Genomic DNA, 23345 nt, shown 5'->3' with positions numbered 1-23345 from the left:
GAACGGCTGGCGCATGCTGTTAACCTGGCGGAATGGCGTCCGCTCGGGCTTTGGGATGTATCGGAGCACTGGCAGCCAGCGGCGTGTCATTGGCGCCGCCGGCCGTCGCTGAACCGCAAATGCCGGATCTGGATCGGTACACCACGGTGCAGACGTCCGACTATACGGTCGCGATCCCGACCAGCGGCTATAACGGTGCCGTGAGCAGCGTGCAGTTCAGCACTCCCGCCGGCCAGAACTGCAGTGTGGTGATCAATGTTCGAGGTATGTGGGACATCGCGACGTGCACCGGGCCGATTCCGGGGAGTAGCCATAGCAGCGTGACCGCGAGCTACATGGAAGCCGGTAAGTTCGGCAACTCTCCGTCCGGTCCCGGGCAGGCGAAACTGCTGCCGGCTGGCAGCAAGGTCGTGTTCACGCGCGGGGTATGGACAGGCACGTGCGCGGTTGACCAGGCGATGACGGCCTGTGTTGTCGACACCGTCCCGGGACCTGCCGAGTCGACCTCAAGGGGCCCGCACGGGTTCGTGCTCGGCCCAGACGATAGCTCGACATTCTAGAAACCTCTCGTGAAGCCATTCACGAAGAAGTTGGCCGTAACAACCCTTGATGACCATTCACGCCACCCGCGACGATTATCCGCAGTGCCAACTCCGCATCGACAGGATCGACGGCCTGGTCCTGGAACAGAATCGAATGATTGGCAAGGCACAGATCAAGGATCTTGCGTCCCCGCCTACGAAGATGCGGTCCTCAGGTTGGTAGATGCACACGATGGGAGGGTGGCGCATTCCTCCCGATACGAACGTGCGGAATTCATCAGAAGCAGCAGGGGAGAGCGGCCCCCCTAGACCTACGCGCAACCCACTACTGCAGGGTCGCGTAGATTCTTTGAGAACAATCCGAGCACCTAACGCAGCATTCAACGAAGGCCATCATGTCCGAGGATCAGAACACAGACGTTCCGCCGAATCACCTCTCCATCGATCCGCGTAGTGCCTTTTATAGCGAAGAGGTGCTTCGCCGCGACGTGGGTATTCGCTTTAATGGTGTCGAGAAAACCAATGTTCACGAATACAACGTGGCCGAGGGTTGGGTGCGTGTTGAAGTCCCCACCGCGAAGGATCGCCGCGGAAATCCGATGGTCGTCAAGCTCAGTGGCACGGTTGAACCTTTTTTCCGCTGAGCAAGAATGCGGACGCCCCCTGGATTTCTGGCGGCTCCAACTCCGGTGGCCGGCAACTTCCGAAACCGGATAAGCCGAAACCAGGACAAGGGCCTGGACACGGGCAGAATGGCCCGCCGGCGGCGAAATCGCTTAGGACCGGCCACATTCAGTGCTTAGACGCGTAGTCAACCTTGGTGACGATCCACCTGTTCTTCTGGTACTCGAGAGTGGTGGCCCAGGTCCCGTGCGTGGTCTGCGGTGCAGTGCTTCTCGGTGTAGTTACCGACCAGGCGATCTGTGACTCAACGCGGGCGTTGGTGCCGGAGCACTCGACCTGCTTGCTGGTCAGCTCGGCGATATGCGAAACGTATCGATCTGCGCCGGGAATCGTGCTGACGGAGCGGAATGCCTGTTCGGACTGTGTGTAAACCTCAGGGGATAGACGCTCCTTGAGCGCGGGCAGGTTCTGATCTGCGAGACCGGTGAACTCAAAGCTCAGGTGGGCAACCTCCTCGGCGGCGGCGGCCGTGGTGTCGCAGTGGTTCGAGGTGCGTCGGATCACGAAGTAGGCAGTGGTGCCTCCCGCGATCATTAGTACTGCGACAGCTGCGACTACCGCCGATCGCGCCCGGCGGTTCCCGGACGCCGCGGCTGGAGGCGTGGGTGCCGGCAAGGTCGAGGCAGCGTTCTCGGATTCAGCAGGCTGGCCAGACTGTATGCCTGGCGCTATGGATCTACCGGCAGCCAGCGGTGCAGCGAGTTCTGCTACCAACGTGCGCAGCTGGCCGTAGGCTCGGCGACCTAGGAACAGCGGGATCACGTGGGGGGACGCTGGCGCGCCACGTCTTTGCCGCGTCATGCGTTCGCCGCGATGGACGGCGTAGGGCGCTCGGAGTCGGCTGACAGGCAGGACCTGGCCGCCGGGGGCCACGCACATCGCCTGCTCGACACGGGAGGCTCCAACCGGGTTTTATCGCGCATACGGTTCGTTCAACGTCCACGAACTCGACGGGTCTACGCCTATCTTGTGTGGCTTCAACCTGATCGCCGCGAATTGTTGCTTGGCGAGGTCACCGCACACAGTCGCGAGGCCAATCTCATCGCGGCCTGGCGTGTCGTCCACGACAATGATCTGCTGACTCCTCAGAGCAGAGCGTCATGGTCCGAGCGCCGCGCTCAGAGCAACAAAAGTCGATCAGAGCTCGACTAGAGTTGCCATCTGCCCTCAGGCTTATCGGATGTGTCGGGCCCGCTGGTCATTGATGTGCGGCCACAGGTTCACGGACGAGGCCTCGGCGGTCGTAGAGGTGGTTGCCGGCCAGCCCGACCACAAGTCCGGCCACCAGACACGCCGTGATCAGCAGCAGGGCTTGTCGGAGTCCGGCGCCCATGTTCGCGTCGAAGTAGAGCAATGATCGTGTGCCCAGGTAGATCTGGTGCATGGGTTCGAAGGTTGACAGGTACCGGTAGATGGGTGGGGCGGCCTGCAGGGCGATCACGCCGCCTGATGAGGGGAGGCCCAGGGCGATGAAGAAGATCAGGTTGATGCGCATGCCCCAGGCGCCGACCACTGTCAGGATTGAGATGGCGGTCATGCCGACCGCGGCGATGGTCAGGACGCTGAATCCGTAGAGGGCAAGCAGGTGCGGCAGATCGACGCCGATGGTGGTCAGCACGAGCAGGTAGCCCGCGGGCAGCACTACCGCGAGCAGTATCACCGCGACCCAGTTGATCAGGAACAGTTGGATGCGGCTGGCTTTGACTCTTGACACCAGAGCAACGCCGCCGCGAGCCGCTCGAAGAGGGTTCGCCACACCATTCGCCACCGGAATAGGGCTGGCCAGCAGTATGATAAAGGCTTGTCCAAGCGACACCGACGATAGCGCGTGCCCAGCCGCAAGTTAATCAGCGCGGGCGTGCAAAGGGGGGTAAATGACCGTTAGCACGGCCAATGAGTGGGCACGCCCGACCGTTTTCAGCGGTAACAAGGTTCGGCAACTTTTGGTCCCGGTATGCAATCAGATGACCATTCACGACGGCGAACTCCTGGAAGTGGCGGGCCCGTACGGGTCTTGGCCCGCGCACCGTGGCCCCCTCGCGGGCAGTGACGGTCCCCTGACTGCCGTGCTTCCGGTAATAAAGCAGTCACGAATCAGATTGGGATGGGCGGGCAATCGCGCGCTGACCGCTCCTTCTGACGTACTCGCGTCCTATCAGGGATCCATTGGATTCCGGCCGCACGAAGATCCACACAGCCTGCGGCGCCCCCAAATTGCTGCCCTGCACTCGATCGTCGGCTATCAGTCATCAGGGCTGACTGATCCAGCATTGGTCATCATGCCAACTGGCACGGGTAAGACCGAAACGATGCTCGCATGGATGGTCGCCGCACGTCCCGAAAAGCTGCTAGTCGTTGTACCAACAACAGCGCTACGGAATCAGATCGCGGAGAAGTTCGAAACACTTGGCATACTCCAGCGCGAACGTATCGTGGCTCACACGGCACTCAGGCCTTGCGTCGGCCGACTTGAGCACGGCTTCAGTGATCCCGATGATGCCAGGGGGTTCCTCGCCGCTTCCAACGTGGTTGTCGCGACACCTAATTCAATCCTGGCCTGCGATGCCGAGTCGAAGTCGATCCTGCTCGACAGCTGCACCCATCTGGTTGTTGACGAGGCCCATCACGCACCGGCACCGATGTGGTCCAGCGTGATTCGCGCGTTCGCCGATCGGCCTGTGCTTCTCTTCACCGCTACTCCATTTCGCACGGATGGACGAAGCCTGCCTGGCCGAACCATCTTTCGATTTCCGCTCAGAGAAGCGCAACGTGAAAAGTACTTCAGCAAGATAGATTTCACATCTATTGTAGCGCTGGAGGACTCTGATGAGGAGCTCGCGCGAGCAGCGATCGCACGTTTGAAAAAGGACCTCGACAAAGGGCTAGATCACATCCTGCTCGCAAGGGTCAAAACTCAGGCACAGGCAGAAGTAGTACACGCCATATATTCGCGCTTGGGCCCGCAGTACACGCCACGCCTGGTGCACGATCGGGTAGCACCACAGAAGACAAAGGAGGCCCTGGCGGCGCTGCGCGCTGGTGCCTCTCGGATCGTGGTGTGTGTCAACATGCTTGGAGAGGGCTATGATCTTCCGACTCTCAAGATCGCCGCGATACATGAGACTCATAAGTCGCTTAGCCCTACGATTCAACTCATCGGGCGAATAGCTCGGACCGAGTCGCCAACTCCAGTCGGTACCGCAAGTGTCTTCGTCAGCCAGGACCCCGAAGCTGCGCTGTCTCCGCTGCGGACCTTGCTACGTGAGGATCCAGACTGGGACAAGGTGCTCAGCAACATCACCGACCGGGCAGCCGAACGTGCTGTCGAGATCAGCGAATTCGATGCAGCATTCACCCTGACGCCATCACAGGTCCCCGTGGGGCTACTGGAGCCGAAGATGAGCGCCATAGCGTTCCGGACGGACGCCTCCGATTGGGAACCAGACAACGCTGCAATCATGTACGGAGAGGACATCCTTGACGGTGTAGTGAGTGTCAGCTCTCGTGATGATGTCGCTTGGTTCATCCTCGAAGCGCAAGGAGACCTTCGCTGGGGCGATGTTCCCGGGCTGCAGCCGGTGAGCTACACCCTGGTGATCATGTATTTCGATCGAGACAACGGGCTGCTCTTTATACATGGCTCGGATACTAAAAAGAAGTACATCAAGCTCGCTGAAGCAGTGCTAGATCAAGCCCCAGACCAGATTCGCGGACTAGACCCGTTCCGGGTTTTCGCCCGTCTCGACAGGCTGATACCAACCAACATGGGCCTGCTCGATGCCCGAGACCGCGACAAACGGTTTTCGATGTTCGTCGGCAGTGATATCGGGTTCGCCCTAAGTGAGGCTGAGCGAGAACACAAAACCAACACCCACGTAGCGGCCAGAGCATTTGATGACGGCGAACGTGTCACCATCGCCGCTGCGCTGTCCGGGCGATTCTGGTCCATGCAGACCGCAACCGGCCTTTCCGAATGGCGAGACTGGTGCAAGCGACAAGCATCCAAACTAATCGACAAATCAGTTGACGTCCGAACATTGTTCGGCGACATGATAATCCCAGTCGACGTGAAAGAACGGCCACCATGGCCACTTCTTGCCCTGGAATGGCCATGGGAGCTCTATCTTGGTACCGGCGCAGCCCAACGCGCCCGTTTCAAGGATGCGACGTATCTGCTTACCGACGTCGGGTTCCAGGTCGACGACTATTCCGACACCGGCCCATTTCGTTTCTCTGTGGTGTCGCCTGAGTGGACGGTTCCATATACCGCGACCGTCGGCGACACCGGCCTGCACTACCAAGCAGTGCATGACGACGTAGACGTCATTTCCCGTGGCGGGAAGCTCAAACCACTATCTGAATGGTTCAACGACAACAAACCTACGCTGTTCCTTGGGTCCGACCGATTGATCACCGGCGACGATCGCCTACTCGAGCCGCGCACCGACATCGCTCCTTACGACAAGGACAAGTTCACCGTAATCGACTGGGGCACTACCAACATTCGAGTTGAGTCCCAAGGAGTGGATCGTCGACAGGACTCAATTCAGGCCCACATGAGCAGATACCTGCAACAAAGCCAACAGTTTGACGTCCTCATTGACGATGATCGAGCCGGCGAGGCCGCCGACCTCGTCGGACTGCGTATCGACCGCGACCAACTGCTGGTCACACTCGTGCACTGCAAGTACTCATCAGAAGACACCGCTGGCGGCAGACTCAAAGACATCTATGAGGTCTGCGGACAAGCAATCCGCGGCGCCCGCTGGCGAAACCAATGCGCCGAGCCATTACTCAAACACCTCGATCGACGCACTCAGGACTACTACCGCACGCACAGAAAACAGCCCTACGAAGTAGGGGACCGGGCCGTCTTGCTAAGCCTTCGAGAACGAGCACTGCTCCTTCGGCCGCGGTTCGTCACCATCGTCGCGCAGCCCGGGCTCAGCAAGAAGAAGACCAGCGACGAACAGCTCAGAGTCATCGCCGCCGCCGCCTCGTACGTCCAAGCCGTCACGAAAGGCGCATTCGTGGTCATGTGTTCCGAATGACCACAAACCTCTCAAGCCGGTAGGCGCCCCAACCAGGCGTTCCCGGAAGCTGGTTGGCCATCAATACGCGGAAACCACACCACATCCGTAAATGGCCATGTTTATCCGGAAACTGGCCAACTAAAACCGGAAAGGACAGCAGGTGTCCGTTCTAACTGATTGTGTCAGTAGCGATCTGGGAAGATGACATCAATTGTGAGACAATCCCTGGGATATCTTTCTCAGTAAAGATGACAGTTCCGAATGAACTACGGAGGCACGCGCACGCCTTCTTGTCCTGCGATGACGCGGATAGCCTTAGGGGACCAGCGCAACGTGCTTAAGTTGAGAGTCGCACTGCGGCGCATCAACTCGTTTGCGTAGCCGAACTCGCGGCATTCCCCGCCTGTTTACTAAGGTTGGGCCGCAGTAGGTATTGCGCTGTTCACGCGTCCGGTTGGTGGCGTAGCTGGGTTCGAAGCTGTGGCCTCCTAGCTAGCCAATGTTGGTATATTGCGCCAACTAGCACGTTTCTGACAGAGTGGGCGGGTCGGCCGGTGTACCTCCAAAGCCGCACTAGAAGGTGGCTACGCGTCTTACGAGATGCGCGCATCACGCTTAGCGGCGCTATCCAACAGTTCGAAACATACGCCGCGTACGCTCACATGCCGGGTGTCCGGCAAATCAGCGTAGCGGTGTGGCGTATGTGGGGCGGCAAGACCGTTCCGGATGTGTACATCGCAGTTAAGGACATCACCGAGTCATCAGCAGCCCTCGTGCTGACAAGATCTCAGAGAAAACACCCCGATTCCGGATACTGCCATGATGGCTGAGATTACTGCCATATCCATTGAGAACGGACAGCAGGGGCAGATCCTACATGTGCCGCAATAAGCAGACTTCTATCTGACATAATGTGTCTTATCGGCGTTAGATATATGCCAAGCACACATCGACAGGCCGCCTATCTGCACTTTTCGTTGTGACGACCCGGCCACCACCCACCTGGCGTCCGCACATCCCCGGTAGATCAGCCACGCTATCGCCACACGTTCCTTCGCGCCGATCGCCTGGGCTCACAGACGATAGCCGCGACCGCCCCTTGCGAGACCGATCTTTCGGCTTCGTCGGCCAAAATCACTCGACCACAGCATATTTCGCAGATTGAGCACCCCTTCCAACGCCCAGCCCCCGTGCCTAAAAACGTCACTGTGACGATATGTCCATATCGGAACGTTGTCCGGCCCCGTCGGTCGACGAGTAATGCAGCGCCGTCCGACCCACCTCGACGGTCGCCCGAAATCGATTGATAACCATCCGATTTAGACCGCACAGGGATCATCAGAACAGGCATCAACTCAACACTCACAGGCAACGCTCCACCTCTAACCGCTGGGCACCCCACAGAACGCGCAGGCCGCCCGCAAACCGAAGCTGCACAATCGCATAAACCGCCATGAACGGCGCTACCCCACCACTTTCGCCACCCCTTTAGGCACGCCCATTGCGTCACAGTGACGTAATGATCATGAATCAGCCAGCCCCACAACCTTTTTCATATACATCAGCGATGGATGTCCGTTCTCACGGATGTTGGGGCATTCTCATTGAATCTGGGGCACGGTGCTTAACCTTTAGATGTGCTGACGTCGGTGGTGTCGGCTTGGCCTGTTAGTGCGGGTGTCGTTGAACTGGAGTTCGACAGGCGTGATGGCAGCTTGTGCCTCCCGCTGGCCCGGTGCGCGACGTTCCCGTTTGAGCTTGACTGTTTACCGGTGCGGAATTTTCCTTCGTACCGTGGTCAACGCAATTTCCCGGGTTTTTGGTGGTTTTCCCGTACCGGTATTCATGTTGGCCATGAGTCGTGGCTGGAACGTGATCAGCTGATGGCGCTGGATGCTGACCCGGACGTGATTGGCGTTGTATCACAATCATTTTGGTTCCGTTGGGCAGATGGTGTAAGTCATGCTCCGGACTATTTCGTGCGGCGCCGGGATGGTTCAGCGCTCGTGCTCGATGTTCGCGATGATGGCCGGATCGAGGCAGCGGATCAGGAGAAATTTGACCGTTCGGCTGCTGAGTGCGCGGCAGTTGGCTGGGATTACCGCCGGGTCGGGGTGCTTGATCCGGTGCTGCGGGCCAATCTTCGGTGGCTGTCTGGATATCGGCATCCACGCGTGTTTCGGCCTGGTTTGGCCGATGATCTGATGTCGGCGTTCGGTCGGGCTCGGCCCTTGATGGCCGGGGTATTGGCGGTGGGCACTCCCCTGGTGGTGCTGCCTGTCCTGTTTCACCTGCTCTGGCATCGCAAATTGAGCGTCGACCTTGCGGCGACAACATTGACCGATGACGCGATCGTTAGTCCAAGTACAGGCAGGTGAGAGATGAGACACTGGCCATCCATCGTCAGCAGATTGCACAACATCCCATCAGGCGCCGAATCGCCTGGCCTCAGTTGCTTCTGCAGAAGATCAACGAACGCACCGGCCACGCCCACACCGACATCACCCCGATCGAACAGTGGGTGCACAATCAGCGGCTCACCGCAGCCATTCAGTCACCGACGGCAGATGGGATCAAGGACCGCGGGCAGTGCCGTCAGAACACCAGGTTCCGGACGATGAAAGACGTTCATTCCACGGCGATCTGACCCATCAACACCGCGTTTACGCGGGCCGAATCCTATGACTGGCTGGCGATTCGTCAGTTCAGGGTTCGGGCTCTCAGCCAAACTTAAGGGTCTGCTCGGCATGGTGAGGATCATGCACAATCCCGATGCCAGCAGATTCACCTCGGCCGATCTTCGCCCCGAAACGCCAACCATCGAGCACGATAATTGGATGGTCGCCAAATCCGTGCTGTTCTGCGGTGCGGCGACCGCGATTGTCACCGCCATCGGCCTGATGGCCGAGGCATATCTGCTGTGACGTTGACTGGCGCTCAACGCGTTTGGGCTAGTCGCGGGCCAGCTCGTGGAGGTCTGGGTCGGGATTGTCCGTGGTGGTGGTGCGGGTCTTGCGGTATCCGAAGGCGATACCGATGACGAGGATCGCCAATAGTGCTGCCGAGGTGCCCCAGGTCCCCAGCGCTAGCCCTCCCTTGTCCAGTGGTTTGGACAGCAAGTCGCCCACGGTGGCCCCCAGGGGGCGGGTCAGGATGAATGCAGCCCAAAAGAGCAGGACTCCGGAGATGTTGGTGAGATAGTGAGCGGCCAAGATGGTGGCCATCACGGCGGCGATTAGGGCTGCGCTGCCCCAGTAGCCCATCCCGGAGCTGTCGGCGAGGTAGTCGCCCAGGGAGGTGCCCAGGGTATTGGATAGCAGGATCGCCGCCCAGTAGAGGACTTCACCGCGCAAGGTGGTGATGTTGGCGACATCGAAAGTTTCCCGGGTCAGTTTCCAGATCGCAAACACGACAACGAGTCCGGTGATCAGAAGGACTGCGCCGGCTCCGTAGCCCAGGCCGTCGGCGGTGTCGGTGTCTGAGCCGGGGCCGCGGTTGATCAGATCGGACATGGTGGTGCCGGCGGTGCTGGTCGCGGCGATCACCGTCCAGTACAAGGCCGGATGGAACTGGCGGGCACGCAGCTGTGCAAGAAGACTCACCACGAAGATCGCGATGAACAGGACTGAGGCGGCGGCGTAGCCCAGGTCCAAGGTTTGGGCGATCAGATCCCCGCCGGTTTCCCCGAGTGTGGTTGCGGCGATCTTCAAAACCCAGAACAGGGCTGTGACTTGGGGAAGTTTGTAATTCGATACGGCCATGACCTGCCAAATCTGTTGTAGGTGTCAGCGATCTCGGCCGCACCTTAGTGGCGCGGGACTGAGGATTCGCTGAGAACCGGGGCGGTGTCGGCGCTCAGCGTTCTCACAGCGCTGCGATGTCAACCTGATATGGCATTCCCCCGGGCGATCGGCGCCCGGAGGCCAGCAGATACGCAGAAAGGCCCGATTATGACCACTGCCCGCCGCGAGACAGCGATTCTGATCATCGGTGCTTTGATGTTGTTCGGTGCCTCGGCCACGGTGGCCGAGGCACAAGAGCGCGCACACGAACGTGCCGCGGTCTCGGTCAGTGAACCGGCACCAGTATTGGGTGCCGCGCATCCAGGGCTGTAAGACTGGACAGCGATCAAAGCTACACGGAAGGGCGCACGGTGCGGGTTCTGCTCGTTGAGGACGAACCGCTGCTTGCCGACACGGTGACAGCCGGTCTGCGGGCCGAAGGATTTGTTGTGGTTACCGTCGGCGACGGGATCGACGGACTGTGGCAGGCCACCAACGAATCCTTCGACGTGATCGTCCTGGACATCATGTTGCCCGGGCTCAGCGGCTATGAGGTGCTGCGCAGAATGCGGGCCGCGCACGTGTGGACCCCGGTGTTGATGCTGACCGCCAAAGACGGCGACTACGACCAGACCGATGCCTTCGATTTGGGCGCCGATGACTATCTGACCAAACCGTTTTCGTTCATGGTGCTTACCGCACGCCTGCGCGCCTTGATACGCCGGGGCGCACCCAAACGTCCCGTCGTGCTCACCGCCGGCGAGATCTCACTAGATCCCACCCGCAGGGTCGTCGAACGCGCCGGCAGCCCGGTGTCGTTGACACCGCGCGAATACGGTCTGCTCGAATACCTGTTACGTAACAAAGACGCGGCAGTCACCAAAACCGATATCCTGCAGAATGTTTGGGATAACCACTATGACGGCCCCGACAACGTCGTCGAAGTCTACGTCGGCTATCTTCGCCGCAAAATCGGCGCACACCTGATTATCACGGTCCGCGGCGTGGGCTACCGGCTTGAATCGGGCGAGTTCGCTTCCGACGGCTGACCACGTCCGCAGCGTTCGCCCCGCACGCGTTAGCGGCCTGCGTCGGCCGAGTTGACCAGCGGCAGCCGGACGGTCATCACCGTCCCACCGCCTGTACGGTCGCTGATATCTACCGTGCCCTTATGTGCGGCAACGATTTCGGCCACAATGGCCAGACCCAGACCGCTGCCGCCGCCGTGCCGGGAACGGTCGGCATCCAGGCGCACAAACCGTTCAAACACACGCCCACGCTCGGTGACAGGGATTCCCGGACCGTCATCACAGACCTGCAGACATGTGCTGTCAGCGTCGGCACTGACCGCGATGGACACAGTAGTGCGGGCGTGCCGGGCCGCGTTGTCAGCCAGATTACGCAGTACCCGTGCCAGCCCTAGCGCGTCTCCGGTGACTTTGACCGCCGCCAGATTCCCGGAAACCTGCAGCGACGTTTCTCGTTTAAGCCGCGCGACTTCGGTGCTGGCCAGATCATCGAGATCGATCTCGGTGCGCCGCATCGGCAGCCCGTGCTCATCGGCTCTGGCAAGCAGCAGCAGATCTTCGACCAGGGATTGCATTCGGTGAGCTTCGGGCAGCAAGGCCGTCTGCACGAGAGTCTTGTCGAACACCTCGGGATGGCTTTGAGCGATCTCTAAGGCCGAAATAACTGTTGCCAGTGGGCTTCTGAGCTCATGGGAGGCATCCCCGACGAACCGGCGCTGGGCGGTGTGCCCGGCTTCAATCCGTTCGAGCATCTTGTTCATCGTGGCCGCCAGCGCCGAAATCTCATCGGCGCGATCTGGCACGGGCACCCGCTCACTCAGATCGGAGGCGCTGATCTCCGAAACGCGGGAACGGATCGCATCGACCGAGCGCAGTGAGCGCCGCACCAGCAGATACGTCACCCCTGCGGCCACGACGGCCACAACAGGTGCGGTGATCGTCAGCATGGTGGCGACCGTCGAGGTCATCGACTCGATCGGTTCAATACCGCCGCCCACCAACACCGTGTACCGGCCTTTGCGGCCATCCGCAGTCAGCGCAGCCACACGAATATCATCATCGGCAGTGGCAGAAACACCGACCTGGGAATTTCGGAAGTTATTGCCGCGCAACGGCATTAGCGGCCCGTTGGGCGCCGAGTCCGAATGTCGCACGATCCGGCCTCTGGCATCGATGACTTGGACAGCCACGATCCGCTGATCGGTGGCCAACAGCACCGACTCCAGTTCGTCAGGAGGTTCCTTCTTGAGCCGCGCGGCCACAGCCAACGCGCGCGAATTAGCCGCGTCATCAACATCGGCACACATCGACCGATACAGCAGCACCACCGATGCCGAGCCCACAACTACCAAGCTGGCCAGCACCACAACGGCGGCCACCAGCGCCGAGCGAGTCGCGATCCCCCCACACCAGCGCCGCAAACGGGAGACCAACGCGCCAATGCGTACGCGGCCCTTCACCATCGGCTCCACCCACGCATCACAGCCATTGGGTACCGCCTCACGGATGGCAACGACATCCCATAATCATTGCAGTCCTACGACCGCCCGGAGGCCGTCGGCGCAGGGACAGGCGCAGCCGAGGACGGGGCGGGCGCCTGAGTACGTTCAGTACCCGGACGTACCCGCTGACCATCGCTTGACTTGCCCTCATCATCGCCGGCACGTCCGCCGTCGGCGGCCTCTCGACCTGCTCCACGCTCATCGATCTCGTCATCATCGTCGGCGTCATACCCATGCGATCGAGACTCGCTATGTCCGCGACCGTCTCGGCCATACTCATCACCAAACTCACTCCCAGCCCACACACCGGCACCGAACGTCAGACCTAGCACCGCCACCACAGCAGCTGCTGCACCAGCAATGGCCGCCGCCCGGGTAAACAGAGCCCACCTGGCTCTTTCCGGTACCCGGCCAGCATTCGGACTCAGTTCAGCGCCCTCAACATTCGCATCCTCGGGTGGTTCAGGGGACTCATTCGTGTCATCAATGTTCGACATGCCCCGACAATGCCCATCAGGCGCTGAGACTTCGCTGAGAACAAAGGCCCGTTACACCAAGCGCCAACCACATGACCGGCGCGTCACGTCGGCCATTGTTCGCACATACGTTCCATACTGAGAAGGCAAGAGAACAAGACGCCATGGTGCTCGGTCAGAGGAGCCCACTTAATCGCTCCCGCCGCTCCCATAAGACCGACACGCCCGACGATCCGTGTCGCATTCGGATGAGACATGTCTATAAAAGTAAGGAACGCAATAGGATTCAAGATGAACCCAAAGTTTCAACGCGAGATCGACCGCGAGGTTCAAAGAAAGCTCGACAAAGCTGGCCCGCAAATACGCACACCGGCCAGTCACAGAAATCGAAGCCGCCCTCAAATGCGAGGGAATCGATGAAACCCAAGCCAAAGTCCTGGCAGTAGCCATCAGCGAAGGCCGAACAATCAAGGTCGGTCAGTAACAAGACTGCGCCCGCACCCAGCCCCACCTGTGCGGTTCCCGGACCTACCCCACCGGACCGCGAAACCTGGAACCCAGGCAAACCGGGCTATCACGCTTGTGTCCACAGTTGATGAATCGCGGGATCGCGTACCGGTTTTCGCCCTGGGCATGGCGCCGACTTACCGCAGATTCAGTGAGAAAACGCCCGGATCAAATTCTCATCGAATCTGGGGCACCGCAGGTCAGACCTCACCTCATGCCCCAGATCGGATGAGAATGGACAACGTTGTTGTCCGCGGCCGACCTAGTGGGTCAACGGTATTGCCTGGCCCACTAGGTCAGCCGCGTTATGGACAGCGGTTTATTAGCCGTTTCCAGTTAGCTTGCCCTTGAGGGCATCAACACCCTCTTTGACCTTATCGGCGGCGTCAGCGACCTTTTGCTTGGCAGAGGCGATACCCTGCTCGGCTTGTCCTTCAGCTTTCAGATCGTCGTCGTTGGTGACGGACCCAGCGGCTTCCTTAGCGCGGCCCTTCAGATCATCGAACTTGTTCTGGGCGTCATCGGCAATTCCCATGTTTCCCAACCTTTCTCACAGTCAAATTCCGCTGTTGTCGGCAGCTCGGATCGTCCGCGGTGTTACGAGGGCCACCGACGACCCGCGCCAAGTGTTGACGCTTCTACTGGTTGCTCAGTTTGTAAGTGAGACTTTCGCATCGGCATCGCCGGGCTTGAAAGTGATCGTTCCGTGCTCGAAGGTGGACTTGAACGAGCCGTCGGCCTCGGTCACCTCATCGGCGGTGGGATAGCCAAGCTTGCCTTGCGAGGCTTGATTGTCATTCCATGTGTCCCGGATCTTGCCCCACACGAAATAGACCGGCTCTCCGTTGCGATAGATCAGCACGCCGCCATCAAACTGCTGATAGACGCCGCTACGGTCCAGAGTCTCCTTCTGATTGTCGTACGGTGCGCCCAAGTCCTTCTTCTGAACATCATTCAGGGTGTTCCACTTGGCGAGAATCGGCCCCTCCACGGTGTAAGGAGTGCCGTTCTTGCCCGGAATCTGTGTGGTGCTGGGTTTTTCAGAGGGTGAGGCGGTGATGGAAGAAATCGCCGACGAAGCGGCCGAGCTAGCAGAACTGAGCGAAGGCGCGTCACCAGTCTTGTGTGAGCAGCCCACCGCAACTGAAGCAATAACGCCTACTGCTACGGGCAACGCGGTGACATGCAGATTTTTCATGCGCATCTACTTCTCTCCCTTGGTGTGTGATCGATCTTCTGCAACAAACACGCACTGCACTCATGCCGATCTTGCTCCGGCACGAGACATCTATGAACGAACCTCCGATGCCCGACGATGCTAGCAATTGTTTACAGAATAAACTAGGGTTGTGGCTATGACAGGTGAGCCTTCAAACCGCCACCGGATGTTGCGACGTGCACTGGTGGTGTGCGGGGTCGTGACTCTGCTCGGCGGCGCCCTCGCCACCAATCACGGCAGCCCCGCAGAAGTCCTTTCCACAGTGGCGGCACTCCCCGGCGATTCCGAGGTGGCCGATCCCGACGGCGATTCTTCCGACGGTTCGGACGTGACCGGTCCCATTGGAAATTCTGACCGTTCCGACGTGACGGGACCCATCGGTGGTTCACCCAGCAGTCCCGTCAGCGATTCCGCCAACACCAACGCTCCCCCCATTGGTGGCCCTGGCGGCGGTTCCGCAGGCGGTTCCTCTAACGGTCCCGCCGGAGTGAACGGGGCCGCGGGCGGGGTCCCCAGCGGCCCCGCCGATACGAACGGCACCGTCGGCGGCGGCCCCGGCACCAGGTGATTTCGCCAGGGTTGTGGCACCTCCGGCAACTACGCACTACGGCTGCTGCTGGGCTCGATCGCCCGGGAAGCACCAGCAACCGCGTCTTCCTGGGCCACGGCGATGACCAGATCAGCTTCTGCGACAGCTGATCTGCGCCCGTTCCGAAACGCCCAATCCTCGACACAGGGATGCTTCATAGGCAGGTTTAGCCTCCGAACATTCGGGTAACGGAGCTGAATGCCACTCACCTCGTACTGCGATCTGTACGGAGCACCGTGCGGTTCTGCTATGTCGGTGGCGGAATATCTACTCGCACAATGGAGGAGGTCACATGGTGTCCGCGCGAGCGCGGGTGATCATCGGCATGGCGCAGTTGCAGCGTAAGAAGTCGTTTTATGCCACCGCTGTCGGAATGCGTCGCCGTCTGAGCATCCACCAGCGCCCTGCCCGATGCGAGCCACCACGTGCGGTGAGGCTTCGCCGCCGGATTACCCGACGGGACATCCAAGGACATGCCTGCTACACGCTGCATCCTGACGGCGATTGGAACGGCTTACACGTCTTTCATCTGCATGGCGGCGGCTTCGTCGAGCAGCCGGAAAAGCACCACTGGCGGTTCGCGGATAACCTCGTCAAATCTCTCGGTTGCCGATATAGCTTGTTCATGTATCCCCTCGCTCCTCAGCATGACCATCGCGAGATCACCGCGGTCAGCCGGAGCGCCTACCGCGTAGTGATGGCAGATACCCCACAAGCCGGCCGAGTGTTGTTCGGAGATTCAGCGGGCGGCAGCCTCTCGTTGGGCATTGCACAGGAGCTTCGAGATCGTGGCGAGCCCCAACCTGCCTGTATCGCACTGTTTTCGCCGTGGCTCAACATGGCTGTGGACCATGAGCTATCACGGGTCATCGAGCGTCACGACCCAGAACTCGGCATTGAAGGACTCCAGCAGGCGGGGCGTTGGTATGCCGCAGACCGACCCCTGGATGATCCCGAGCTAAGCCCCGAGCACGCCGACCTCACCGGCATTGCGGCGTTGAGTATCTTCGTCGGCACCCGCGACATTCTCCTGCCGGACGCACTTCTCCTGCACTTCAACGCATGCACCGTGGGTACCGAGTCGCGGCTGCAGATCTATGACGGCATGTTCCACAACTGGGCGATGAAACCCATCCCCGAGGCCCGAGAGGCGCGCAAGCAACTGGTGGAATTCCTTACCGAGAATGCCTACCCTGAAACATCTTTCAGAAAAGAGTCGTGCCAGCCATGATCGTTCGGACAACCCAGGAAATCACCGGCACCGACAGGCAGCGCGACACCGAGAACTGGACATCCAAGCGCATAATCCTCGCCGACGACGGCGTGGGCTTCTCGTTTCATGAGACGACGATCCATGCCGGCACGGAGACTCCATTGCATTACCCTGATTACATTGAGGCGGTATGGATCGTCGAGGGCGACGGACAACTCATCGATCGTGATCGCGGCGGGACATACGCACTCGCGCCAGGAACCATGTACCTGCTCGACAAGCATGATCGTCATACCATCGTCGCCGAGTCAGAAATCCGAGCACTCTGCGTTTTCATGCCCGCAGTTCCGCCAGGAAGCCCGTGAGCCCAACACGCACGCACAGCAGATTCGCAGATAGGGCCTCTAGCCTGGTTCGTCGGTCCGGAAATCGACGAGAAGGGCACGATGACTTTCAGGTTGCGCAATCTTCGACCCGAAACGACGAACACGCGGGTGGCCGCGATTCTCGCAGCGGGACTGCTCACCGTCTTCGCGGCGCTCGCCGCAATCGCACACCACTACGACTCGGGCTCGGCCGTCGACCATCGCACGCTCGGCTGGATGGAGATTCACCGGCATGACTGGCTCACCTCAGCCGCAATCGGCGTCACCCACCTGGGAAGCCCCACCCTGGTATCGATCGCGACCGCCATTGCGACACTGGGAGTCTGGTATTCAACACGGTCCATGAAAACGGCGGCCACTGTAGCCGCGACAGTCGTGTCGGCATTCGTCCTCGCCGCCCTGGCGAAATGGTCTGTAGGAGAACATCGTCCACCCAGCAGTGCGCAGTTGGTCGCAGAGACAGGCTGGTCTTTTCCCTCCGGTCACGTCACCGGCACAACAGCTCTTGTGGGAATACTGACCGTGCTTGTCGGATACAACCACAACGGCTGGAAACGCTTGGCGGCGTTGTCCGCATCGGTTGTCGCGGTGATCTGCGTGGCCTCCAGCCGCCTATACCTCGGAGACCACTGGGCGGTGGATGTCCTAGCGGGCATCGTGCTCTCGACCGCAGTGGTGACCATTGCAGCCGCAATCCTGCACCGCACCAACTCAACCGCCCCGGCCCCCTACCCCGCTGCCTGAGATGTTCTCCCCCACCGAGCCGCTCAGCTGGGCGACAGCCTGGCAGACCTGGCATGTCGATATCGCGACTGCCACTTTCACCGCCGTGCTGGGCATCGGGTACTGCTGGGCGCTGGTGCACGCGCGGCGTCGCCACGTGGAGATCAGTGCCACGTGGGTGAGTTGTTTCTTCATCGGAATCGGGTGCTGGGCATTGGCATCCGTCAGCATGATCGGCGCCTACGCACACGTACTGTTCTGGGTGCGGGCATTGCAGGTCGTCCTGCTACTACTGGTCGCACCGTTCTTCTTCGCCCTTGGCCGGCCGTTGACCGTCGTGCGCAGCGCACTGCGGCCGGACGGGCAAGCACGGTTTGACAGGACAATATCGTCAACGGCCACAAGGTTCTTGACCCATCCATTGACGACATCCATCGCCATGCTGGCCGCGCCGTGGCTGTTGTATCTGACGCCCTGGTACACGGCCTCGCTCACGCATGGCTCTCTCGATGCCGTCACGCGAATATTGTTGACGTCCATCGGTTTTGCGTACTTTTATGCGCGCCTTCAGCTGGACCCCGTGCCGCGTAAATACCCTCAGCTGATATCGCTATTCATCTCCGTGGCCGAGACCATCGGCGACGGAGTCTTAGGACTGGCGCTCTGGCAGGGACCACTGATAGCCACTACCTACTATCGCGCGCTGCACCGTTCCTGGGGGCCCGACCCGCGCACCGACCAGAGCATCGGAGCGGGCATCCTCTGGATACTGGGTGATGTCCTCGGACTGCCGTTCCTGCTGCTGCTCATGCGCGCACTGTCCGCCGACGACAAGGCCCATGCCGCGCAGATCGACGCCGAGCTCGACCGGATTGACCGGAGCTCGACGAACTCGGCCGGCGACGCAGCGGCGCAGGACAACGCTCCGTCAACGCTATGGTGGGAGAACGATCCGCAGCTGAACGATCGATTTAAGCGACGCTGACGTCATGGTCACCGGCCGCATCGCGCCGGATGTTCCCCGGCGAACTTCTGCACAGTCCGTCTATTTTTCGGGCAGTATAGACGGATGGATGTCCCGCGGTGCGAACTACCGGCGCTCGTTGAATCTCTGGTCGCCGAGTCTGCACCTGCCCAGCGGCCCCCGCGTCCGCCCTCCCCTGCCGTCGATACGTCAACGCCCCTTGGGCGCGCCGTCGCGGGCTTCTATCTGGCCTTTGAAGCGGTGGACGATTCCGACCGGATCCGTGAAGCCGCCGATCGGATGGGTCGAGAGCATGCGCCCGAAGCGGATTCTCGCCAGAAGTACCTGGCGCTGGCCCACGGAATCACCAATGTGGAGAAGGTCCGCGGCTATGTTCGACGCACATTGCATGAAATCACCGCCACCGCCGCACGCACCGCAGAACGCCTCGTGCAGGACTCCGCGGAACTCCCTTCGGGCCTGAACGAGGCAATCCACGCCGCGGTGCGGCGCGAGTCCACCGCGGTCTGCGAGCGCGCGGTGGACATGATCAACCGGCAGACCCGACTGGTCCTGGACCTGGACGAGGTGACGACCACCATCACCGTCGACGACTGGCTGACCAGCCACGGCCTACGGGGCTGAGCGCGGCCTACCGATCCAGCTCTTCGGCCAGTCCCGCACGCTCGACGCTCAGCAGACTCTCGGCGCGATGCTCTTCCTCATACGCCTTACCTCCACCGTTGAGCCCGAAAAGACGCTTGCTCCACAGCAGCCACACCACGGCCACGATGTTCACCAACAACGCCAAAACCCGCAGAAAAGTTTGTTTTTCAAAGAGCTCATAGATCTCCAGCGGCAGGAAGATGCTCGTGGCGATGACGGCGAAGTACTCGCCCCAGCGCTTCATCATCCAGAGCCCGATCGCTTCGATGAACTCGATCGCGGCGTACGCGGCAAGGCCCACCGCCACCCACATCAGTGTCGAGGACGATAGCGAAAACGCCTGGCCGATATGGTGAATGATCTTGGAATTGTCGGGATTCCAACCGACCTGATTGGCCAGTGGACGAATCAGCGGGATGTCTTGCTCGAAGACCTGCTGAAGATGCTCCCGTGACCCGCGCACCTTCACCACCACGAATGCGAGCAATACGAACACCAGACCACGGAACACGCGCTCGACGGCCAGTACTCGCATCAGGGTCCGATCGCGCAGCAGGCGGCCACGAGGGATCTCCGGTGCGGTGTCGGCCGGGCCCCGATAGCGGGGCGCTCCGACCACGAACGTCTCGCAGCGCAAGCACCGCCATGCCTCACCCACCGGGGTCTCAACGCGTAGACGCTCCCGCAACGACTGTTCGTCGGGGTCGAATGTGGCATGACCCCGCAGACCGCACGACCTCAGAGCAAAGTTGATCACGGGAGAAACGGTAGCCCGACATCACGAGCGACGCCGCGGGATATCCAGGTTCTGGCGCTACCCTGTCGTTGTGTTCGACCGTCGCAGGTTTCTGACACTGCTGGCAGGCGCTGCCGCAGTGGGCGCAGCGGTCGTCGAATCCGCCTCTGCCGCAGCCGACCCGGGCACATCGACCGGAGCCGCAGGAGGCGGGCTGACGCGTGTCCCACTGCCGGGAGGTGGAACTCTGACCGCCCTGCCGGCTCGCACCGACGGCCAGCGGCTGCTTGCTTTGACGCTTGACGACGGTACCGATACGAACGTCATTGCCGCCTACACCCGGCTGGCTCGTGACACCGGAATTCGCCTGACCTACTTCGTCAATGGTGTGAACGCGGGGTGGACGCAGAATGCTCCGCTGCTTCGGCCGTTGGTCGACAGCGGGCAGATCCAACTGGGCAATCACACCTGGTCACACCCGGATCTGACGACATTGACCGCCGAGCAGATCGCCGACCAGCTCACCCGCAACACCAGGTTCTTGACCAACACCTACGGCGTCAACCCGACGCCGTTCTTCCGCCCTCCGTACGGAAAGCACAACGCCGCAACCGATTCAGTGGCGCAGGGCCTCGGCTATGGACCTCCGGTGCTCTGGTACGGATCACTGTCGGACTCTGGCGTGGTCACTCCGCAATACATCGTGGACATGGCGCACAAGTACTTCAATCCGCAGGCGATCGTCATCGGGCACCTCAACCATCCGCCCGTGACCACGGTCTATCACCAACTACTCGATGTCATCGGCGAACGGCAGTTGCGAACCGTGACGCTCAACGACGTCTACCAGCACTAGATCGACGGCGCGTCCGGCTCGAGCAGTCGCTTGGGATGCATGCCGTCGACCTGCCCGATGAAGGGCGGATGGATGCTATATCCCAGCATGCGTCGAATGTCCTCGGACACAGCGCGAACGGTATCGCGAGTCATGGACAGCGTGAATGCCTCCTGCGGGCGCAACCAGGGCTCGCAGTATTGGGCCGTCAGCGCCAGACGCGCAGCGTCGGAGCTGTTCGCACCGCCGCCGTGCCACAGCGTGCCGAGAAAGAACACGCACGATCCCGCTGTCATCACCACAGGCGCACGCTCATCGTCCTGCGGCGCGCGATCTCCCCAAAGATGGCTGCGGGCAATAATATCGGTGGCTCCGTTATCGGTGGTGAAATCATCGATCGCCCAGATCGTGGCCGCTCCAAGGGCCGCCCGGGGTCGCGGGAGCGGATAGAAACCGTCGTCGGTATGCAGCATCTGCGCGCGCTCGCCCGGCAGAATGTTGATGACCTGCAGCATCGACAGCAGATAGTTGGGCATGAACAGCCGATCCAACAAGGCGAGCACTCGAGGGTGATCCGCGATCCGATCGCAGGCACGCGTCTTGTTCAGCACGCTGTACACCCGCTGCGTCGTATGCCCCTCGAATCGGTTCCGGCCATGCAGATCCAGCAGCGGCACAACAGCTTCCCGTATCTCGGCAAGCTCGGTCGCGGTGAGCAGATCGGGCAGAATCACGTATCCGTCGCGCCGCAACGCCTCCAGATCCGCTTCTGCGACAGCAGGGTCGATGGTCTCACCACTGCTGACCGTCCGGCGATACGTTCCCGCGAGATCACCCGCGAGGTTCACCAATGACGAAACTTCCGCGCTCATCGCGCCTCCTAAACATAAAGTAATTATGTTTTGTAGAATCACATGATGGCACGCTCGCCGATAGGACGTCAACAACTGCTCGACGCCGCACGCGACGAGCTCGTCCGCGGCAGCGGCGTCATGGATCTGGGTGGACTGACGCGGCGGGCGGGCCTGAGCACCGGCGCGCTCTATCACCACTTCGGGTCCAAAAGTGGCTTGCTCGTGGTGATTTACGACGAGTTCTACGAGGGCCTCCTCCATGCCATTGCCGACGCGCACCTGGACCTGGAGACCGACTGGCACGTTCACGAGCTAGAGCGCACCCGACGATTCGTGGACTATCACGTCGCCGACCCACTAGCACCGATCTTGCTCAATCGCGCAGCCCTCGACCCACAGCTCGCCGAGTTGGAGGCGACATACCTGCAACGCATCAGCCACAACGCCGCCAAGAACATCCGCCGCGGGCAGAAGCTGAGTCAGCTGCCCATCGACATCGACCCGGATAGTGCGGGCGCATTCATCATCGGTGGCATCCGTCATGGGATCGCACAGCAGCTCCAGCTCTCACCACTGCCGGATCCCGAGCTGATCACCCAGCGACTCTGGCGCCTGATCGGCGCCGCACTGGGAACCATCTAGCACCTGCACAGCCCGGGAAACCGAGGCCAGACCGAGAGCACATAAGCGATACTCCCTGCATGCGTTCATCAATTCTGGGTCGAGGCGCCGTCCTTGCCCTGACCATTGCCGGCTCAGCCGTGCTTACCTGCCCGATGGCAGCGGCAGCACCATCAGGCGAGGTAGCCCTCTGTTTTGACGGCGATGTGCGGGTCAGCGCCTGGCAGGCGAGTCAGGCCGATCAACGACGCGATCTGATTCCCGGCACCGTGAACATGAATGCCACGGACGGGCTCGCCGGCCCTAAGCAGGCGTACTTTCATTGGCGCAACCTCACCACGGGCGCCGTCGGTGAGGCACACGGCGAAGGCAGCGGTACTGCAGGAGCGTCCACGTTCAACGTCGTCACCGGCCCCGGCCAGGTCGAGATCACCACCGAATACGGCGGCCGTTCCGGCTTCTTCTGGAATGACGAGAACCTCGCCCGGTGCACCGGCACGGTGACCGTCGTCTAGGTGGAATACCTGTCCAACGCACGGAGTTCGTGCAGGCATGGCCACTGATCAGTTCGATCCGCACGCGCTCATCGCCGGCAGCCGCATCGGTGTACTGGCGACCATCAAGTCCAGCGGAGTGCCACAGCTCTCCCCCGTCACACCCTTCTTCGACCGGGACAAGGCCGTCATCTATGTCTCGATGACGGACGGGCGGGCCAAGACGGTGAACCTTCGCCGCGACCCCCGCGCCGCATTGGAAGTCACCAGTGCCGACGGGCGGGCCTGGGCCACTGCCGAGGGAGCCGTAACGCTCACCGGCCCCGGATCAGATCCGAACGGGCCAGAGGTCGACGCGCTCGTCGACTATTACCGGGGTGCGGCCGGAGAACACCCCGATTGGGATGAATACCGATCGGTCATGGTGGCGGATCGTCGCGTACTCATGGCGCTGAACGTCGAACGGATTTACGGCGAAAAATTGGGCTAAG

General features: G+C 60.9%; 25 protein-coding genes and 2 pseudogenes. 17 read left to right on the top strand and 10 right to left on the bottom strand.

Annotation, left to right across the window (positions count from 1 at the left end; translation table 11 throughout):
• Positions 1–32 precede the first annotated feature (32 nt).
• Together MYCSP_RS10160 and MYCSP_RS10150 are read left to right on the top strand one after the other, a co-directional pair.
• Positions 33–560 (top strand): hypothetical protein, encoded by a 528-nt coding sequence (locus MYCSP_RS10160; protein ID WP_088413718.1) that lies wholly within the window; start codon positions 33–35, stop codon positions 558–560.
• A gap of 377 nt (positions 561–937) precedes the next feature.
• The gene (locus tag MYCSP_RS10150; protein ID WP_005058085.1) at positions 938–1186 is read left to right on the top strand and encodes a DUF3297 family protein; all 249 of its coding nucleotides are present in this window, start codon (positions 938–940) and stop codon (positions 1184–1186) included.
• Between the two features lie 148 nt (positions 1187–1334).
• Here MYCSP_RS10150 and MYCSP_RS10145 read toward each other — a convergent pair whose 3' ends face one another.
• Positions 1335–1760 carry a hypothetical protein gene (locus tag MYCSP_RS10145; RefSeq protein WP_088413717.1) on the bottom strand — a complete coding sequence of 142 codons (426 nt, stop codon included), beginning with the start codon at positions 1758–1760 and terminating at the stop codon, positions 1335–1337.
• Between the two features lie 664 nt (positions 1761–2424).
• Positions 2425–2940, bottom strand: a complete 516-nt coding sequence (locus MYCSP_RS10135; RefSeq protein ID WP_157886170.1) for an ABC transporter permease — start codon at positions 2938–2940, stop codon at positions 2425–2427.
• Positions 2941–3100: 160 nt separating this feature from the next.
• Between MYCSP_RS10135 and MYCSP_RS10130 the strand changes: the two genes are divergently transcribed.
• Positions 3101–6277: a DEAD/DEAH box helicase gene (locus tag MYCSP_RS10130; RefSeq protein ID WP_088413714.1), complete on the top strand. Its 3177-nt coding sequence runs from the start codon at positions 3101–3103 to the stop codon at positions 6275–6277.
• Between the two features lie 1619 nt (positions 6278–7896).
• On the top strand, positions 7897–8637 hold the full coding sequence (locus tag MYCSP_RS10125) for a TnsA-like heteromeric transposase endonuclease subunit (RefSeq protein WP_167346513.1): 741 nt from the start codon (positions 7897–7899) through the stop codon (positions 8635–8637).
• Between the two features lie 176 nt (positions 8638–8813).
• Here MYCSP_RS10125 and MYCSP_RS23485 read toward each other — a convergent pair.
• Positions 8814–8927: pseudogene (locus tag MYCSP_RS23485) on the bottom strand (Rv2640c family ArsR-like transcriptional regulator); the annotation flags it as partial.
• 91 nt (positions 8928–9018) lie between these two features.
• On the opposite strand from MYCSP_RS23485, the gene MYCSP_RS23090 reads away from it, so the two are divergent.
• Positions 9019–9183, top strand: coding sequence for a hypothetical protein (locus tag MYCSP_RS23090; protein ID WP_157886168.1), 165 nt, complete (start codon positions 9019–9021; stop codon positions 9181–9183).
• 27 nt (positions 9184–9210) lie between these two features.
• On the opposite strand, the gene MYCSP_RS10115 is transcribed toward MYCSP_RS23090, so the two are convergent.
• Positions 9211–10020, bottom strand: coding sequence for a COG4705 family protein (locus MYCSP_RS10115; RefSeq protein ID WP_088413713.1), 810 nt, complete (start codon positions 10018–10020; stop codon positions 9211–9213).
• Between the two features lie 189 nt (positions 10021–10209).
• Here MYCSP_RS10115 and MYCSP_RS23295 point away from each other — a divergent pair, with 189 nt between their 5' ends.
• The gene (locus MYCSP_RS23295) at positions 10210–10374 is read left to right on the top strand and encodes a hypothetical protein (RefSeq protein ID WP_167346511.1); all 165 of its coding nucleotides are present in this window, start codon (positions 10210–10212) and stop codon (positions 10372–10374) included.
• A 38-nt stretch (positions 10375–10412) separates the two neighbouring features.
• Positions 10413–11090, top strand: coding sequence for a response regulator transcription factor (locus MYCSP_RS10110; RefSeq protein ID WP_032692659.1), 678 nt, complete (start codon positions 10413–10415; stop codon positions 11088–11090).
• Positions 11091–11119: 29 nt separating this feature from the next.
• On the opposite strand, the gene MYCSP_RS10105 is transcribed toward MYCSP_RS10110, so the two are convergent.
• The 4 genes from MYCSP_RS10105 to MYCSP_RS10085 form a co-directional block, all read right to left on the bottom strand.
• Positions 11120–12532, bottom strand: a complete 1413-nt coding sequence (locus MYCSP_RS10105; protein WP_083018130.1) for a sensor histidine kinase — start codon at positions 12530–12532, stop codon at positions 11120–11122.
• A gap of 74 nt (positions 12533–12606) precedes the next feature.
• Entirely contained in the window at positions 12607–13068 is a 462-nt protein-coding gene (locus tag MYCSP_RS23620) for a hypothetical protein (RefSeq protein ID WP_074232789.1), read from the bottom strand.
• 808 nt (positions 13069–13876) lie between these two features.
• Positions 13877–14089, bottom strand: a complete 213-nt coding sequence (locus MYCSP_RS10090; RefSeq protein ID WP_083018128.1) for a CsbD family protein — start codon at positions 14087–14089, stop codon at positions 13877–13879.
• A 114-nt stretch (positions 14090–14203) separates the two neighbouring features.
• Positions 14204–14752 carry an LGFP repeat-containing protein gene (locus MYCSP_RS10085; RefSeq protein ID WP_165757492.1) on the bottom strand — a complete coding sequence of 183 codons (549 nt, stop codon included), beginning with the start codon at positions 14750–14752 and terminating at the stop codon, positions 14204–14206.
• A gap of 157 nt (positions 14753–14909) precedes the next feature.
• On the opposite strand from MYCSP_RS10085, the gene MYCSP_RS10080 reads away from it, so the two are divergent.
• From MYCSP_RS10080 to MYCSP_RS10055, 6 genes and pseudogenes are all read left to right on the top strand, one after another.
• Complete coding sequence (locus MYCSP_RS10080) at positions 14910–15341, top strand: hypothetical protein (RefSeq protein WP_133054148.1); 432 nt, start codon at positions 14910–14912, stop codon at positions 15339–15341.
• Between the two features lie 313 nt (positions 15342–15654).
• A pseudogene (locus MYCSP_RS10075) lies at positions 15655–16705 on the top strand (alpha/beta hydrolase).
• Positions 16590–16940, top strand: coding sequence for an ectoine synthase (locus MYCSP_RS10070; RefSeq protein WP_083018122.1), 351 nt, complete (start codon positions 16590–16592; stop codon positions 16938–16940). Before MYCSP_RS10075 ends, MYCSP_RS10070 begins: the two are co-directional and overlap by 116 nt.
• A gap of 81 nt (positions 16941–17021) precedes the next feature.
• The gene (locus tag MYCSP_RS10065; protein WP_083018120.1) at positions 17022–17705 is read left to right on the top strand and encodes a phosphatase PAP2 family protein; all 684 of its coding nucleotides are present in this window, start codon (positions 17022–17024) and stop codon (positions 17703–17705) included.
• A 1-nt stretch (position 17706) separates the two neighbouring features.
• The gene (locus tag MYCSP_RS10060) at positions 17707–18669 is read left to right on the top strand and encodes a cytochrome c oxidase assembly protein (protein ID WP_088413712.1); all 963 of its coding nucleotides are present in this window, start codon (positions 17707–17709) and stop codon (positions 18667–18669) included.
• Positions 18670–18753: 84 nt separating this feature from the next.
• Positions 18754–19293 carry a hypothetical protein gene (locus MYCSP_RS10055; protein ID WP_088413711.1) on the top strand — a complete coding sequence of 180 codons (540 nt, stop codon included), beginning with the start codon at positions 18754–18756 and terminating at the stop codon, positions 19291–19293.
• A gap of 7 nt (positions 19294–19300) precedes the next feature.
• On the opposite strand, the gene MYCSP_RS10050 is transcribed toward MYCSP_RS10055, so the two are convergent.
• Positions 19301–20071, bottom strand: coding sequence for a DUF2127 domain-containing protein (locus MYCSP_RS10050; RefSeq protein WP_088413710.1), 771 nt, complete (start codon positions 20069–20071; stop codon positions 19301–19303).
• 70 nt (positions 20072–20141) lie between these two features.
• On the opposite strand from MYCSP_RS10050, the gene MYCSP_RS10045 reads away from it, so the two are divergent.
• Complete coding sequence (locus tag MYCSP_RS10045) at positions 20142–20906, top strand: polysaccharide deacetylase family protein (protein ID WP_083018114.1); 765 nt, start codon at positions 20142–20144, stop codon at positions 20904–20906.
• Here MYCSP_RS10045 and MYCSP_RS10040 read toward each other — a convergent pair.
• The gene (locus MYCSP_RS10040; protein WP_083018112.1) at positions 20903–21757 is read right to left on the bottom strand and encodes a phytanoyl-CoA dioxygenase family protein; all 855 of its coding nucleotides are present in this window, start codon (positions 21755–21757) and stop codon (positions 20903–20905) included. The two genes, MYCSP_RS10045 and MYCSP_RS10040, sit on opposite strands and share 4 nt — an antisense overlap.
• Positions 21758–21802: 45 nt before the next feature.
• Between MYCSP_RS10040 and MYCSP_RS10035 the strand changes: the two genes are divergently transcribed.
• From MYCSP_RS10035 to MYCSP_RS10025, 3 genes are read left to right on the top strand one after another with little or no spacing between them, the layout of a single operon-like run.
• Positions 21803–22381, top strand: a complete 579-nt coding sequence (locus tag MYCSP_RS10035; RefSeq protein WP_083018141.1) for a TetR/AcrR family transcriptional regulator — start codon at positions 21803–21805, stop codon at positions 22379–22381.
• A 59-nt stretch (positions 22382–22440) separates the two neighbouring features.
• Positions 22441–22875 carry a hypothetical protein gene (locus MYCSP_RS10030; protein WP_070912677.1) on the top strand — a complete coding sequence of 145 codons (435 nt, stop codon included), beginning with the start codon at positions 22441–22443 and terminating at the stop codon, positions 22873–22875.
• A gap of 37 nt (positions 22876–22912) precedes the next feature.
• Positions 22913–23344, top strand: coding sequence for a PPOX class F420-dependent oxidoreductase (locus tag MYCSP_RS10025; protein WP_083018109.1), 432 nt, complete (start codon positions 22913–22915; stop codon positions 23342–23344).
• The last annotated feature ends 1 nt before the right edge of the window (position 23345 follow it).

It is taken from the genome of Mycobacteroides saopaulense (assembly GCF_001456355.1).
GTDB classification, from domain to species: Bacteria; Actinomycetota; Actinomycetes; order Mycobacteriales; family Mycobacteriaceae; genus Mycobacterium; species Mycobacterium saopaulense.
Note: the sequence above shows the minus strand (reverse complement) of the source record. Positions and strands in the feature narration are given on the sequence as shown.